The sequence below is a fragment of the Rhizobium sp. CSW-27 genome, assembly GCF_018760785.1.
Taxonomy (GTDB): domain Bacteria; phylum Pseudomonadota; class Alphaproteobacteria; order Rhizobiales; family Rhizobiaceae; genus Neorhizobium.
The window spans coordinates 280,904-295,588 of sequence record NZ_JAHHZO010000003.1 but is presented as its reverse complement, the minus strand read 5'-3'; the positions used below and the strand labels follow the sequence as shown (position 1 = coordinate 295,588).

The 14,685-nt window shown below is 65.2% G+C and carries 14 protein-coding genes; 7 read left to right on the top strand and 7 right to left on the bottom strand.

What is annotated here, in order from left to right:
- The first annotated feature begins 82 nt into the window (after positions 1–82).
- From KLP42_RS08045 to KLP42_RS26855, 3 genes are all read left to right on the top strand, one after another.
- Entirely contained in the window at positions 83–1,879 is a 1,797-nt protein-coding gene (locus tag KLP42_RS08045) for an ATP-binding protein (protein ID WP_215565692.1), read from the top strand.
- 200 nt (positions 1,880–2,079) lie between these two features.
- Complete coding sequence (locus KLP42_RS08040; RefSeq protein WP_215565691.1) at positions 2,080–2,973, top strand: helix-turn-helix domain-containing protein; 894 nt, start codon at positions 2,080–2,082, stop codon at positions 2,971–2,973.
- A 270-nt stretch (positions 2,974–3,243) separates the two neighbouring features.
- Positions 3,244–3,807: a helix-turn-helix domain-containing protein gene (locus tag KLP42_RS26855; RefSeq protein ID WP_353844836.1), complete on the top strand. Its 564-nt coding sequence runs from the start codon at positions 3,244–3,246 to the stop codon at positions 3,805–3,807.
- Positions 3,808–3,839: 32 nt separating this feature from the next.
- Here KLP42_RS26855 and KLP42_RS08030 read toward each other — a convergent pair whose 3' ends face one another.
- From KLP42_RS08030 to KLP42_RS08000, 7 genes are all read right to left on the bottom strand, one after another.
- Positions 3,840–4,595, bottom strand: a complete 756-nt coding sequence (locus KLP42_RS08030; RefSeq protein ID WP_215565690.1) for an AraC family transcriptional regulator — start codon at positions 4,593–4,595, stop codon at positions 3,840–3,842.
- Positions 4,546–4,734, bottom strand: a complete 189-nt coding sequence (locus KLP42_RS08025; protein ID WP_215565689.1) for a hypothetical protein — start codon at positions 4,732–4,734, stop codon at positions 4,546–4,548. The genes KLP42_RS08030 and KLP42_RS08025 overlap by 50 nt, the downstream gene beginning before the upstream one ends.
- A gap of 105 nt (positions 4,735–4,839) precedes the next feature.
- Complete coding sequence (locus KLP42_RS08020; protein ID WP_215565688.1) at positions 4,840–5,985, bottom strand: MalY/PatB family protein; 1,146 nt, start codon at positions 5,983–5,985, stop codon at positions 4,840–4,842.
- Positions 5,986–5,988: 3 nt separating this feature from the next.
- Positions 5,989–6,747 (bottom strand): SDR family oxidoreductase, encoded by a 759-nt coding sequence (locus KLP42_RS08015; protein ID WP_215565687.1) that lies wholly within the window; start codon positions 6,745–6,747, stop codon positions 5,989–5,991.
- On the bottom strand, positions 6,747–7,673 hold the full coding sequence (locus tag KLP42_RS08010) for a dihydrodipicolinate synthase family protein (protein ID WP_215565686.1): 927 nt from the start codon (positions 7,671–7,673) through the stop codon (positions 6,747–6,749). The genes KLP42_RS08015 and KLP42_RS08010 overlap by 1 nt, the downstream gene beginning before the upstream one ends.
- 9 nt (positions 7,674–7,682) lie before the next feature.
- Positions 7,683–9,047 carry a dihydroorotase gene (locus tag KLP42_RS08005; RefSeq protein ID WP_215565685.1) on the bottom strand — a complete coding sequence of 455 codons (1,365 nt, stop codon included), beginning with the start codon at positions 9,045–9,047 and terminating at the stop codon, positions 7,683–7,685.
- A gap of 4 nt (positions 9,048–9,051) precedes the next feature.
- Entirely contained in the window at positions 9,052–9,705 is a 654-nt protein-coding gene (locus KLP42_RS08000) for an aspartate/glutamate racemase family protein (protein ID WP_215565684.1), read from the bottom strand.
- A gap of 126 nt (positions 9,706–9,831) precedes the next feature.
- Between KLP42_RS08000 and KLP42_RS07995 the strand changes: the two genes are divergently transcribed.
- The 4 genes from KLP42_RS07995 to KLP42_RS07980 all read left to right on the top strand — a co-directional run bounded on the left by KLP42_RS07995 (position 9,832) and on the right by KLP42_RS07980 (position 14,684).
- The gene (locus KLP42_RS07995) at positions 9,832–10,605 is read left to right on the top strand and encodes a GntR family transcriptional regulator (RefSeq protein WP_252192840.1); all 774 of its coding nucleotides are present in this window, start codon (positions 9,832–9,834) and stop codon (positions 10,603–10,605) included.
- Positions 10,606–10,906: 301 nt separating this feature from the next.
- A complete protein-coding gene (locus KLP42_RS07990; RefSeq protein WP_215565683.1) occupies positions 10,907–11,827 on the top strand; it encodes a sulfurtransferase in 921 nt (306 codons plus the stop codon).
- A gap of 147 nt (positions 11,828–11,974) precedes the next feature.
- Positions 11,975–13,537 (top strand): ABC transporter substrate-binding protein, encoded by a 1,563-nt coding sequence (locus KLP42_RS07985; RefSeq protein ID WP_215565682.1) that lies wholly within the window; start codon positions 11,975–11,977, stop codon positions 13,535–13,537.
- A 136-nt stretch (positions 13,538–13,673) separates the two neighbouring features.
- Positions 13,674–14,684 carry an ABC transporter permease gene (locus tag KLP42_RS07980; protein ID WP_215565681.1) on the top strand — a complete coding sequence of 337 codons (1,011 nt, stop codon included), beginning with the start codon at positions 13,674–13,676 and terminating at the stop codon, positions 14,682–14,684.
- Position 14,685 lies beyond the last annotated feature (1 nt).

The window sequence follows — 14,685 nt, the reverse complement described above, 5'->3', positions numbered from 1 at the left end:
CTCCTATAGCTGACAGTGTGTCGTGCCTTACATTGCAACCTCGAAGCCGCTGCCGTGATGTCGCGCCTGAGGAAGGCTCTCCATGAAACACGCCCCGCTCACCCAGGTGACACTGTCTGACCGCCTGTCGCTCTCCGTGACCGAGCGGACGCTGTATCGCGACGGCGAACCCGTGCGCATTGGTGCGCGCGCCCTGGAAATCCTCATTGTACTGGCGGAGCGGCCGGGGCATCTCGTTTCCAAGAACGAACTTCTCACCCGTGTCTGGCCGCAGCAGTTCGTCGACGAGACAGCGCTGCGCGTGCATCTGTCGATGCTGCGCCGGCTGCTGGCCTCAGATGGGGACGATCGCAAGTTGATCGTCAACGAGAATGGTCGCGGTTATCGCCTTCTCCTGCCGACGGTCGGCGCATCGCCGACCGGTCCGGCTGGCGCTGCCATTCGCAGCACGGTGCCGATAGCCGTCGCCAGCATGCTGGGGCGCGACGCAATGGTGGCGCGCTGCCTCGAGCTGCTGGCAAGCCGCCGCCTGCTGACGCTCTGTGGACCGGGCGGCATCGGCAAAACGACGCTGGCGCTTGCCGTTGCCGCCGCCTTCAGTGCCGAGCGCAAGAGCCCGGCGCTGCTTCTCGATCTTGCGCACATTGCCGATGCAGAAGGACTGCATGAAGCGTTTGCCCGACAGCTCGGCCTTGAGGTAGGTCAGCGTGTGCCGGACGATGCGATCCTGCAGGCGGTGGGCGCCTTGCCGGTGCTGCTGGTGCTCGATACCTGCGAGCCCATTGCCGACGCCGCGGCTGTGTTTGCCGAAGGTCTGCTCGCCCTTTTGCCCAATCTCGTCGTGCTGGCCACCAGCCGGGAAGCGCTGCGCGCGGCTGGCGAGTGGGTATTGCAGGTGCCGCCGCTCGCCCCGCCGCAGGAAGGATTGCATGGCACCGCATGCCAGATCCTCCAGTCGCCCGCCGTGCGCCTGTTCATCGAGCGCGCACAGGCCTTGCGACCGGATTTCCATCCAAACCGAACGGACCTGGCGCAGATCATCCACATCTGTGAGGAGCTGGACGGTATTCCCCTGGCCATCGAGATGGCTGCGTCCCGCCTTGCCACCCATAACCTGCAAGAGCTTGGCGGTTTGTTGCAGGAGGGTCTGTCTGTGCTGACGAATGGACGGCGGACGGCGCTGGAGCGCCATCGCACCCTCCAGGCTGCCATCGACTGGAGTGTCAATCTCCTCTGCGAGCCGGATCAGGACATCTTCGAGCGGCTTTGCAGTTTCCGCGGCAGTTTCTCGATGGATGATGCGATTGTCGTGCTGCGCGATGCCGGCATCCAGGCCTGCGCGGTCATCGACGCTGTGGCGGCGCTCGTGGCAAGTTCGCTGCTGACGGTACAGCAGAAGGACGGAGTGACGCGATACAGGTTCTACCGGACCATACGCCGGCACGGGCTGGACCGGTTGCGACAGGGGGCATCCTGGCACAATGCGCATCGCGCCCATGCGCGCTACATCCTTGCGCTTGCCCGCACCGGCACGACGAGCGCCTGCGCAGACTGCGTTGCAGACATTACCGCGCTGGTGGAGGAGATCCGCGCCGCGCTCATATGGGCGGCAGGCCCGGACGGGGATGCCGATCTGGCGGCAGCCCTCATCGCCGGTTCGTCGCGGCTCTTGCGCGATGTTCCCATACCCATGGCCTGTCTCGACCTGCGGGATTCCCGGCACGGAGTTTCCGCGGCGGGATCGGCGCGTCTTCTGGTCAGGCAGGGGAAATGCGAGGATGCGCGTCGCCTGCTGGATCACACCGCGCGCGGCCGTCGCGCGCGCACCGATGCCGGTGCGCTGTTCGAGCCGCGCCTGATTCTGGCCGATCTTGGATAGTGGTCTCTCGGATAGAGGTATGGTGACGGCACTGCAGCAGGTCTGCCTGCGAAAGGCGTAGCTCCGCGCTTTGCACAACGGCAGATATGTGCAAGACTGCGCTTCGATCGCTTGCGACGAAAGATCGGGCGGCAGGATGGTCTGCAGCCGATCCGCGAGAGGCGATCGGCAGGACGCCGGGCGAGGAGCTGGAGAGCGGTATGGTCAATCAGGTTGCCAATCGGGACTCTCTCGGCTGTTCGCCCAAGGCCCTCGCAACGGATCAGGAATTGTGCCGTCACGATGTGCGCCTTTACCGCAAGGCTGTGGTCTCCGAAAGCGTTTCGGAGGTCATCCTGCCCGCCAGTGATCGCGGTTTTCTGATCGGCGTCTCCATGGCACCGGGTCATCAGCGCAGCATTTATCGCGGCCGCGCCCGCAATGACTACGAATTCGCTCCGGGCTCGATCTATCTGCGCAATTTTGCGGAGGATTATCGGGCGGAGATCGTCGGCTCCTTCGATTTCATGCTGTTCGAACTGAGTGCTTCCCACCTGCGCCAGGTGGCGGAAGAGGTTCGCATGCGTCCCGTCGAGGGGATGCCGGAACATGCCGCCTGTGACGATCCGGTGCTGTCCAATCTCGTGCGGGCGCTGATTCCCGCGCTGGAACGGCCGCTGGAGACGCACGGGCTCTTTCTCGATCAGGTGTCGCTGGCAATCGCGACGCATCTACTGCATCGCTATGGCGGCGGCGGCGGCGAAGCGCTTTGCGCCGGTTTGCCGCCGTTGTCGCATCGCCTCGAGATGCGGGCGAAGGAGTTTCTCGACGCCAATCTCGCACGCGACGTATCCGTCACCGAGGTGGCCGAAAGCTGCTCGATGTCGCGTGGCTACTTCATCCGTGCCTTCCGTGAGACGACCGGGGTGACGCCCTACCGCTGGCTTCTTGCGCGGCGCGTGGAGCGTGCGCGCCAGCTTGTCGAGGAAACAGATCTGCCGCTGGCGGAAATCGCCGCCGCCTGCGGATTTTCAGACCAGTCACACCTCAGCCGGCATTTCGTGCAGGTGCTCGGCCAGCCGCCCGGGCGCCTGCGCCGAACCGGTCGCAACTGACGGCAAGGGCGTCAGCGCCGGCTGATGACAGGGATCATGCTGGCGCGTAAGGGACGCATGGGAAACAGGCATGCGGATTTCGACGTTGCGCGGCCCAACTGCTTGCTTCCACTGTCCACCCGGGCCCGATAGTCGATCCGGTCGCTTCGGCGCCTCAATGGCTTCCGGCATTCACCAGGCTTTACGAAACTTTACGGGCCTTAACTGGCCGCGCCCGGTCGCGCTTCTTAACATCTGGCAATTCCTTTCCGTCAAACCGAGGGATTGCCTGTGTCAGAGATACCCGGTCCTGCCCATTACGCCCTTCCCGGACGAGGCCTGGAGGCTCGCGAGTTTGCCACGGAGCTTCTGACGCTGCTCGATGAAGCCGGTCTGTCCATCAACGATGACATCGACCGCACGCGGGAATGCCTCGACCAGGCCCAGCGCCTTCTGTCGAGCCACAAGCAGGGCGCCACGGAAGACCGCGCCCCGCAGGGGCAGGGCGGGCAGGGGCTCGCGCCCTGGCAGGTGCGGCGCATCGCCCGTTTCGTGGAGGAGAACCTGCACCAGATGATCCGCACGGAGGAACTGGCAGGGATTGCCCGCCTCAGCGTCAGCCATTTCAGTCGCGCCTTTCGCGACAGTTTCGGGCAGGCACCTTACGCCTATGTGCTTTACCGGCGTATTGCACGGGCCAAGCAGATGATGCGCGAGAGCGACGAGCCGCTGGCGCAGATCGCGCTTTGCTGCGGCATGGCGGATCAGGCGCATTTTTCCCGGCTGTTCCGCCGCCTGACCGGAGAAACCCCGAGCCACTGGCGCCGCCGTCACGCCCGGACGGGCGCCCTCTGACGGAAGCGCTGCAACGCAGCCCCCTCGACGGTTCATTCGCGAAGACGGCGCCGGAACTCCCGCGGCGAGAACCCGACGCGCGCCTGGAACAGGCGGGAGAAATAGGCCGCATCCGAGAAGCCGCTCAGCCTGGCAATCTCGGAGACCGGCAGCATCGTGGTCTTCAGGAGATCCTGTGCAGCTTCCAGCCGTCGCCGCATCAGCCACTGATGTGGCGTCATGTCGAAGGAGCGGCGGAAGGCCCGCACGAAATAGGTCTGCGACAGGCGGCACTGTTCCGCCGCCGCCTTGATGGACAGGCCGTCATCGTCGCTGGCGGCGAGGAACTCCAGCGCCAGTCGCTCCTGCCATGGGGCAAGGCGGCTTGCGGCGAAAGCGCGTTGCACGCGGTTTCCATAGGTCGAGGCGAGATGCGTGCAGAAGGCAAGCGCGATCTGGTCGAGCAGCAAGGGGCTGACGCCCTGCCCCTGACCGACAGCAGCGAGCATGGCCTGGCTGAGGGAGGTCAGCGTCAGGTCAAAGACGTTCTGCCCGGGAGCCAGCACCAAAGTCTCCACCGCGGTTCCGTCATCCTCTTCCAGCAGCCCGTTGATCAGCGACCTTGGTATATGGAAGTTCAGGCAGTCGAACTCCGACCGGAGATTGGCCTGCCACTGACGCCGGTAGTCATAGAAGGTGAAACTGCCGCCCGGCATCGTCTGCGTCGGCACATGCGTGCCATCCACCCACAGATCGCCATCATAGTCGCGGTTCTGGTAGGCAATCAGGAAAGGCATCTTCCAGCGCATGCGGATCGGTCAGCCTCTCCTCGGCCGGCACGCCAACGGAGATACGGGCTGCTGAAAAACGGCCACGCTGCAACTGCGCGGCAAAGACCTGCCGGTTGTCCGCCTCGCGGATGAAATCCGAGCTTTCATTGCTTCCCATGGCACTTCCCGTCGCAAAGCACTGCGACTAGCCAATATAATGTGCCGGGTCTTGCCGGAAAATGCTGTTTCGCGCGGTGAGACCTCCCACCGCGCGAAACAGGGGTCACCGGGTTGCGAGCGCCCGTTCCATCCGCGCCAGTCCCTCTTCGAGGAGCGCACGCGGGCAACCGAAGTTCAGCCGGATGAAGGAGCCGTAGGCCGCACCGAATTCGTGACCGGCGCTGAAGGCCACCTTGCCGCGCTCCAGGAAGAAGCTCTGCGCATCGCCCTCAAGGTTCAGCGCACTGCAATCCAGCCAGGCGAGGAAGGTGCCTTCCGGGGCCAGGCAACGGATCTGCGGAAAGCGGCGGGCCAGTTCCGCCATCAGAAAGTCGCGGTTGGCTTCGAGATAGGAAAGAAGCTGTGCCTTCCAGGCGCCGGCCTTCGAGAAGGCGGCAAGGCTTGCCTCAAGCCCCAGAATGTTGACGCTGTCGACCATGCCGAGGCGCGAGGCGGAGAACGTTTCGCGGATCGCCCGGTTCTCGATGATCGCGAAGGCGGTCTTAAGACCGGCGACATTGTAGGTCTTGCTGGCCGCCATCAAGGTGATGGTGCGCTGCCGCGCCTCTTGAGAAACGGTGGCAATCGGCACGTGACGGCGCCCGTCGAACAGGAGATCGCAGTGGATCTCGTCGGAGATGATGATCGTGTCGTGCCAGGCGGCCAGCGCCGCGATGGTTTCCAGTTCGGCGCGGGCAAACACCTTGCCGGTCGGGTTGTGCGGATTGCAGAACAGCAGCGCCTTCGAGGTCGCCATGTCCGCGGCAAAACCCGCTTCGTCCATGGCCCAGCCGCTGACCGACGGTGTCAGTTCCGCCTCGCGCCGGATCAGCCCCCAGTGGCCGGGGGCATTCAGGATCGGCCGGTAGATCGGCGTCTGCACCAGAACGGCGTCGCCCGGCTCCGTCATCGCCTTCAGCGCCATGTTGAAGCCCGGCTCGACGCCCGGCAGGAAGACGATATCCTCCGGCGTGATCGACCAGCCGTATTTTTCCGCCATGTCGGCGACGATGACGGCGCGCAGTTCATCGCGCGCCACGCCGTAGCCCAGAACGGGATGGGCGAGCCGGGCCTGCAGCGCCGCGACGATTTCCGGGGCTGCCGGAAAATCCATATCGGCCACCCACATGGGCAGCACGTCGTCGCCATAGCGGCTCCACTTGGAACTGCCGGTGCCCCGGCGATCGATCACCGCATCGAAATCGGTCATGGTTCAAAGCCCCCTGATCATTCCGCCGTCCACACGAAGGCTGGAGCCGGTGATATAGCTTGCCTGGGCGCTGGCAAGGAATGCCGCTGCCGCGGCAAATTCCTCCGGGCGGCCATAGCGGCCGGCGGGGATTTCGGCGCGCGAGGCAGCCTGCACGGCGTCCACGCTGGCACCCGTATTGCCGGCCTTGATGGTGTCGAGTTCACGCACCCGGTCGGTATCGATGCGGCCGGGCAGGATCATGTTGACGGTGATGCCGTGGCGGGCCACCTCGCCGGCCAGCGTCTTCGACCAGCCGGCGATGGCCGCGCGCACGCCGTTCGACAGCGCCAGATTGGCGATCGGCTGTTCGATGCCGGAGGAGCCGATGGTGATGATGCGGCCCCATTGCCGCTCGATCATGGCCGGCAGCAGCGCATCGGTGATGGCAAACAGCGCGCTTGCCATCATCTCGAAGGCGCCGCTCCAGGCCGCCCTGCTCTGGCCGAGCGCCGGACCCGCCTTCGGGCCGCCGCTGTTGTTGACGAGGATATCGACGCCGCCCATCGCCCGGACCGTCTCGATCAGGGCGTCCACCGAGGCGGGATCGGCGAGATCCACCGCGACCGGCCGGATGTTCTCCGAGGCGGGGATGGAGGATACCGTGCGGGCCGCGGCATAGACGATGACGCCTTCGGCGGCGAGCGCTGCGGCAATGGCAGCACCCAGGCCGCGGCTTGCGCCGAGAACCAGCGCGGTCTTTCCGGAAATGCCGAGATCCATCAGGCGAGCGCCTCCAGGCGGCGGGTCTGGCGGGCGATCAGGCGCTCTACTTCGGCAATGGCGGCCGCATTGAGCGCCGCGCCCGGACGGCGCTGGGCTGCGTTCGCAATCGCGCCGCGCCTGGCAAGCACGTATTTGCGCACCGCAAGGCCAACGCCCGGCTGCTGCTCGTAGCGCACCAGCGGCAGATAGGCATCGAACACATCCTGCGCCCGGTCGATCTCGCCGGCGACGCTGAGGCGCACGACATCTGTCATCATTTCCGGATAGGCAAAACCGGTCATCGCGCCATCGGCGCCGCGCTGCATTTCTTCCGTCAGGAAGGCGCCGGCATTGCCGCAGAGGATGGAGACGCGGCGGCGTCCCTTGGCTTCCGCCTGCCGCAGCTCGCTGATCTTCTGCAGGCCCGGCCAGTCCTCATGCTTCAGCATGACGATGGAGGCATGCTCCTCGAAGATGGCGCCGAGCGCTTTCGTCGAAATCTGCACATTGGTGACGAGCGGAAAATCCTGCAGCACCACCGGCACATCCGTGCCGACCGTCTCCACAACGTTGCGATAATAGCCGATGATCTGATCGTCGGTGCGCAGCGACGAGGGGGGCGCCACCATGACGCCCGCGGCGCCGAGATCCATCACTGCCTTCGTCAGTTCGCCGATCGCGGCAAGGCCCGGGGCGGAGACGCCGACGACGACCGGTTTGGCCCCGGCGCGCGCGAGCGTGCGGCGCGTCACCTCGATCGATTCGGCCTGGGTCAGCTTCGGTGCCTCGCCCATCATGCCGAGAATGGTCAGGCCATCGGCGCCCTTGTCCATGTAGAAATCGACCATGCGGTCGATGCTGTCGTGATCGAGTGCGCCCGTTTCCGTGAACGGCGTGACGGCGATGACGAAGACGCCCTTGGTCTCTGCGGTGATCTGCACCATGACCTTCTCCTATTCGAACCAGTGGGATTGCCCGCGGCGCACATAGCGGCCGTCGCCGGGGTTATTGACGACATCCTGCCCGTCGAAGGCAAGCCGTCCTTCGAGATAGGTGCGGGCAACGGTGATCGAGAAGGTGCGCCCGTCGAACGGGCTCCAGCGCAGCTCGTCATGGGCGCGCGCCGAATCCCAGACCTTCGGCGTGCGGGCAATGACGGTGAGATCCGCATCGGCGCCGACGCGGATTGCGCCCTTCTGCGGCCACAGGCCGAAGAATTTTGCCGGGCGCTCGCACAGCTGTTCGACGGTGAGCGCCGGGGCATCGAGGCCGCGCGCCTCGGCGGCGGTGAAGAAGGCCGGCAGCAGCGTTTCCAGCCCCGGCACGCCCGCGCCCGCATCGAAGATGGAATCGGTCAGCTTGTTGTCGATCGGCCAGCTGGAATGGTCCGAGCTGACGAAGGCGACGCGGCCGGCGAGGATTTCCTCCCACAGCGCATCGATCTGTCCCGGCCGGATCGGCGGGTTGACCTTCATGCGCGCGCCAAGCGCCTTTCCGTCCTGCTCCGGGTCGAACCAGAGATAGTGGACGCAAAGCTCGCCGGTGGCGCGGAAGCCATCGGCCAGATAGTTGTCGACCAGCTGGAAGCCGCGCGCTGTCGTCAGATGCACGATATGCGCATGCGCGCCGGCGCTGGCGCCAAGCTCCAGGAACTGGGCGGTGGCGGCCAGTTCCGCCGCCGGCGGACGGCTTGCCGAATGCGCCTCGATGCCGTTCTGGCCGGTCGCCCTGGCGGCGGCGATATAGGCACGCACGATCTCCTGGTCCTCGTTGTGCACGCCAAGCGGCAGCACGCTGTCGGCCAGCGCCGAGAAGAGGCCGAGGATCTGGTCGGAGGCGATGCGCGGAAAGCGCGTCGGGCTGCTTTCGAAGGTGGAGATCTTGAAGGCCACCACGCCGCCATCGATCAGCGGCTGCACATCGTCCGGCGCCTGGCCGGGCAGAATGGTGCCGTAGAGCGCCACATGCGCATGCGCATGGCCGTGGATCGCCTCCACCTTCTCGGCGAGCCGTTCCGCCGTGTTGAGAGGGGCGGGATTGTCATAGGGCATGTCGACGATGGTGGTGATACCGCCCGCCACCGCCGAACGGGTGGTGGAACGGATGCCGGGCAGGCCGCCATAGCTGCAGGCATGCGTCTGGCCGTCGATGATGCCGGGCAGGATCAGGCCGTCGCCCGCATCGTGCAGCGTATGCGCCGGAGGCGCCTCGCCCGTGCCGATCGCGGCAATGCGACCGTCCGACACGGCGATCCAGGCCTTTTCCAGCGGTCCGTCCGGCAGGACGGCGGTGCCGCGAACAATCAGATCGAAGGTCATGCTGTCATCTCCCGTAGGACAGATCGAGATGGGTGGCGGCGAGCGCAACGCCCGCCTGGACCGGATCGACCACCGGCAGGCCGAGCGCCTCCTGCAGGGCAGCGCGATAGGAACCGAGGCCGGCGCAGCCGAGGATGACGACATCCGCCTTGTCCTCGTCGCGCAGCAGGCGACCGGTGCGGGCCACCGTTTCCACCACGTCGGTTGTCATCAGCTGCACAACGGTCATGTCGATGGAACGGTCGCCGGCGAGGCGGTGATCGAGATCGAGCGCTTTCAGATAGCGCAGATGGCGGGCGATGGAGGAGGGGCCGAGCGAGATGATGCCGAAGCGGCGGCCGAGCCCGAGGGCCGCCAGGTAGGCCGATTCGGCAATGCCGGCGACAGGCCGGCGGGTGGCCGCCCGCACCTCGGCAATGCCGGGATCGGAAAAGCAGGCCAGCACGAAGGCGTCCGCATCGGAGGTCCGTACCGCATCCAGCACATGCGGGATGACCTCCGCCACATGTTCATCGGTCTCGATGCCGGGTGGCGATTTCTTCAGTTCCGTGCAGAAGATTTCATGCCGGGTTGCGGCGATGACCGGCTGGAGGCAGGCTTCCATCGAGCGGGTGACGGAAACGGAACTGTTGGGGTTGATGACAAGGATCTGCGACAATCGGCACCTCGGCGGCCCTGCCGCCTTCCTGGACTGGATTAGATATACCACGTGGTATATCAGACGGTGGAGCCGTGTCAAAGTCCCTCCCGCAAGCGCAGGCTGCCGCGCCGGCATGGAAAGCCTTTGACAATTCAGGCGACGAACCGCAACAAGAAGCGCCGGGCCAAAGGCTTCAGCCAGGCGCAGGAGACGCATGTGACGGACATGGATCGAGCAGAGGCAGTGACCGAGAAGCGCGGCAGATCGCTGACGGAGCAGGCTTATGCCATCCTGCGCGAGCGAATCATCACCGGCGATCTGGCGCCCGGCGCCGAGGTGTCGGAGCCGGAACTGGCCGAGCGGCTGCAGATGAGCAAGACGCCGGTGCGCGAGGCGCTGGGCCGGCTCTGCGTCGAAGGCTTCATGGAAGCCTATCCGCGCCGCGGCTACCGGGTCACCCCAGTCACCATCAAGGACATGAACGACCTGTTTGCCGTGCGCGGCGTTCTGGAAGGCACGGCGGCGGCGCTCGCGGCGGAAAACCTCACGGTGGCCGAGCTCGACCAGCTGGATGAGCTGGCTGATTCCAGCTACGTGATGGGCGAGGAGGTGAGCACCCGCACCTTCGTGGCCCGCAACGAACAGTTCCACTCAATGATCGCCCAGGGCTCCCGCAATCCGCGCCTGCACGCGCTGGTGATGAGCCATCTGGAGGAGTGCGCACGACTTTTCTACATGGGCACCCGCATGCGCGACATCAATCCTGAAACCACCGACGACCACCACCGTATCCTCGCCCACCTGCGCGCCCGCGACAGCGAAAAGGCGCGCCAAGCCATGGTGGAGCACAACGAGAACACCCGCACCGGCCTGCTGGCCGCGCTGATCAGCAATGCTCGGCCGGGGTTGACGTTGTGAGGGGTGCTTATAAACGGTTATCGTTCCCTATGACCCCCTCGACTTAACATGGATGACGGGTCGGCCCGTGCTTCGTGTCCCACATCGCAGCGTCCCGGATCGCGCTTGGCTCTATGCCGGCGCCCCAGTCACCGCATGCCCGCCTGATGCGGTCCTGACGCCACGTCCTGCGCCAAACCATCCTCCCATCCCCACCCGTCAAGGCAGAATTTTCCTGAGATACCACGTAATATATTTCTGCTTGCCAAGCGCCCATGCCTCATAGACGCTAGTCTCTTCCATGGCAGACAGGGTGTGTGTGATGACGGGTGTGGTCAGCGATGCGGTGCGGGCGGATGAGACGGCGGAGGCGGTGCGGGCGCGCGTGCTGTTGACGCCGCAGCAGTTGCAGGCCTTGCGGCAGGTGGGGGCGGATGTGACGCTGCTCGCGGTCGATTCCATCAATCCCTATACCGGCCGCCCGGCCTTTTCCGGCGAGCGGATCGAGGGCGCTATCCGGACTGAGGCCTATGCCGACTTTCAGGCGCCGGCCTCGCCGGAGGGCGGGCAGCGGCCGTTGCCGGATATTGCCGTGTTGCAGGAGAAGGCGCGCGCCTGGGGGCTGCGGCCTGAAAGCACCATCGTGATCTATGACGGTGATCGCAGCATGACGGCGGCGCGCGCCTGGTGGGTGCTGAAATGGGCGGGCCTGCCGGATGTGCGGGTGCTGGATGGCGGGCTTCCCGCCTGGCTCGCCGCCGGCCTTCCGGTTGTGCGCGACCAGCATGCGGTCCTCACGCCGCCGGTGCCGAGCGCGATCAGGCTCTCGCCTGGCCACATGCCGGAACTCGATGCCGAGGGTGCCTTGGCGATGGTCAGGGAGGGTGTGCTGCTCGATGCGCGCATCCGCCCGAATTACATCGGTGGGCCGGTTGCGCCGGGCGCTGCGCCGCGCGGCCATATTCCGGGCGCGCTGAGTGCGCCCGCACCCGACAATGTGACCGATTACGGCAATTTCACCGATGCCGCGACGCTTGTCGAACTTTATGCGGCGCTCGGCGCGGACGGGTCACGGCCGGTCGGCGTCTATTGCGGCGCCGGCATGTCTGCCGCCCATTCGGTGCTGGCGCTCGCCTCCATCGGCATAGAGGCGGCGATGTATCCCGGTTCCTGGTCGCAATGGGTGCATGATCCATCCCGACCGGTGGCTGTCGGTGCGCATCCCTATGGAAGAAAGGCATAAATTCTAGGCATGTCACCGGCGTGATCAAAGGCGCGCCATCGGGCTTTACAGTGGCCGCCGGAATGATATATTTCGTAGTATATCACAGAGGGAGTGGCCGCGATCCCATGGTGGATGCGGCTGAAAGACAAGGTGAAGGGGTCAATCATGACGATCTGGAAGGCAGTTGCGGCGGCCACGGTGGCCATGCCGCTGATGTGGACGGCAGCGCATGCGCAGGAAGTCGACAAACTGAAGACGCTGGTTGTGGCGGTTCCGTCCGACCCGGTGGCCCTTGAGCCCGGCACCAACAAGGCTGAGCCGATCGGCAGCGAAATCATCCTCAACGTGTTCGACACGCTGGTCGCCTGGACGGCGCCTGACTTCAGCCAACTCGAAGGACGCCTCGCCAAGAGCTGGACCGTGTCCGAGGACGGCAAGGTCTTTGACTTCAAGCTGCGCGAGGGCGTCAAGTTCCAGGATGGCACGCCGTTTGATGCGGCTGCCGTGAAATTCTCGCTGGAGCGCACCAAGGCCGCCAATCCTTACGTGAAGGCCACCTTCGATCTCATCAAGGAGATCACCGTCGTTTCGCCGACCGAGCTGAAGATCACGCTCTCGGCCGCCTATCCGGCCTTCCTGTCGATCCTCGCCCAGCCGCAATCGGCTGTCGTCAGCCCGGCGGCGGTCGCGAAGTACGGCGACAAGTTCGCCTCGCATCCGGTGGGCACCGGCCCCTTCGCCTTCAAGAGCGCCCAGGCCGATACCAATGTGGTGCTGGAGGCCAATCCGGATTACTTCCGCGGCGCGCCGAAGCTGAAGCAGATCATCTACCGCGTCATACCGGACGCCTCCACCCGCCGGCTGGAACTGGAAAACGGCGGCGTCGACATCGTGCAGCAGCAGGGCCAGCTGTCGGCTATTGCCGCAGAGGATATCGGTGCGCTGAAGGCCAACAGGGACGTGAAGGTCATCGAGACTTCCAGTCAGATCATCCGCCAGCTGGAATTCAACAACAGCAAGACCGATGGCCCCTTCGCCAATGTGAAGGCCCGCGAGGCGATTGCCCATGCCATCGATTATGACGGCCTGCTGCAGGGCGTGTTCGGCGGCACGGCCGAGCGCGTCTATGGTCCGCTCACCTCCAACAGCTGGGCTTTCAACCCGAAGATGAAGGAACTGGCGCCGAAATATGATCCGGCACTGGCGAAGAAGCTGCTTGCCGAAGCCGGTGTCGACCCCGCCAGCATCAACCTCAAGCTCTACAGCTTCCAGGGCCCGCTGTGGGGTGCTGTCGCCACCTTCGTGCAGGCGAACCTGGCTGATATCGGCATCAACGCCACCATCGAGCAGACGGAATTTCCGGCGCTGCGCACGCTGCAGACTTCCGGCCAGTTCGATGTGGCGCTGGATGGCCGTCAGCCCTGGTACAACGATCCCGACGCGCACATCACCATCGGCTATCTCTCCTCGCTCGCCAACACGGCGATGACCTTCCGCATGCCGGCCGATAAGGATCTGGATGCCCTGATCCTCAAGGCGCAGCAGACGCCGGACATGGAAGCCCGCAAGGCGCTCTATTTCCAGATCCAGGAGGAGATCGCCAGGCGCGTGCCCGGGGCCTATCTGTTCAGCCCGAAGCTGATCGTCTATGCCCGCGCCAATGTGGAGGGCCTGGTCATCAACAGCGCGCCGCCGCTTAACGAATACTGGTCGGTCTACAAGAAGTAACGGATCGGAGCGATCGGCGGCCGACTGCGGCCGCCGGTTCTGAAGGGGCCGGGCGGACAGGCGAGGGTGACGCGCCCCCGCATCTCCGGCGGCAGGGGTGGTCGTTCGGGCTGGCCCCAGGGAGTGAACAGGAGCCATGGCGAGTTTCATCATACGCCGTCTGATCGCGCTGATCCCCGTCATGTGCATCGTGCTGGTCATCGTCTTTTCGCTGGTCAGGATCATTCCCGGTGATCCCGCCACCACGCTGCTCGGACCCGGCGCCACGGCGGAGCAGATCGCGGCGCTGCGCGCCCAGATGAACCTCGACCAGCCGGTCGTCCTGCAGTTCTGGCAATATGTCGCCGGCCTCTTCACCGGCGATTTCGGCGTGTCGCTGAAGACGGGCCAGCCGGTGGCGCATGAGATCCTCACCCGGCTGCCGGCCACTATCGAGCTTTCGGTGCTCGCCGTTATCGTGGCGGTGGTGTTCGGCATCCCGCTCGGCGTGCTGTCTGCCACCCGCGCCAATTCCCTGTTCGACCATGTCACCCGCATCGTCTCGCTGATCGGCGTTTCGATGCCGGCCTTCCTGCTGGCACTGATCCTGCAGCTCACCTTCGGCACCTGGCTCGGCTGGCTGCCGGTCTCCGGCCGCCTCAGCCCCTATGTGCCGGTGGAGACCGTGACCGGCTTTGCCGTCCTCGATGCACTGATCACCGGCAATTTCGCGGGCGTAGCGAGCGCCCTTGCCCATCTCGTGCTGCCGACCGCCGTGCTGGCGGCCTTTCTCGCCGCGACGCTTGGCCGCTTCGTGCGCAACACCATGCTCGACGTGATGGGCGAGGATTTCATCCGCACCGCCCGCGCCAAGGGCCTCCACAACCGACAGGTCGTGCTGGAGCATGGCCTGCGCAATTCGCTGCTGCCGGCGGTCACCATCATCGGGTTGAAATTCGCGGAAATGCTGGGTGGTGCGATCCTGACCGAAACCATCTTCGCCTGGCCGGGCATCGGCCGCTACATGTTCGAGGCGATCAAGAACCGTGACTATCCGGTCATCCAGGGCACGACGCTGGTCTTTGCCCTTCTCTTCGTGCTGACCTCGATCGTCGTCGACCTGCTCTATGGCGTGCTGGATCCGCGCGTGCGCCGGAAGATGGGGTGAG

Bases quoted from the DNA above. Each gene is read 5' to 3' on its own strand.
- KLP42_RS08030 (WP_215565690.1), bottom strand. From the start codon at position 4,595: ATGCGCTGGAAGATGCCTTTCCTGATTGCCTACCAGAACCGCGACTAT.
- KLP42_RS08025 (WP_215565689.1), bottom strand. From the start codon at position 4,734: ATGGGAAGCAATGAAAGCTCGGATTTCATCCGCGAGGCGGACAACCGG.
- KLP42_RS08005 (WP_215565685.1), bottom strand. From the start codon at position 9,047: ATGACCTTCGATCTGATTGTTCGCGGCACCGCCGTCCTGCCGGACGGA.
- KLP42_RS08010 (WP_215565686.1), bottom strand. From the start codon at position 7,673: ATGGTGCAGATCACCGCAGAGACCAAGGGCGTCTTCGTCATCGCCGTC.
- KLP42_RS08015 (WP_215565687.1), bottom strand. From the start codon at position 6,747: ATGGATCTCGGCATTTCCGGAAAGACCGCGCTGGTTCTCGGCGCAAGC.
- KLP42_RS08040 (WP_215565691.1), top strand. From the start codon at position 2,080: ATGGTCAATCAGGTTGCCAATCGGGACTCTCTCGGCTGTTCGCCCAAG.
- KLP42_RS07990 (WP_215565683.1), top strand. From the start codon at position 10,907: ATGACGGGTGTGGTCAGCGATGCGGTGCGGGCGGATGAGACGGCGGAG.
- KLP42_RS07985 (WP_215565682.1), top strand. From the start codon at position 11,975: ATGACGATCTGGAAGGCAGTTGCGGCGGCCACGGTGGCCATGCCGCTG.
- KLP42_RS08020 (WP_215565688.1), bottom strand. From the start codon at position 5,985: ATGACCGATTTCGATGCGGTGATCGATCGCCGGGGCACCGGCAGTTCC.
- KLP42_RS08045 (WP_215565692.1), top strand. From the start codon at position 83: ATGAAACACGCCCCGCTCACCCAGGTGACACTGTCTGACCGCCTGTCG.
- KLP42_RS07980 (WP_215565681.1), top strand. From the start codon at position 13,674: ATGGCGAGTTTCATCATACGCCGTCTGATCGCGCTGATCCCCGTCATG.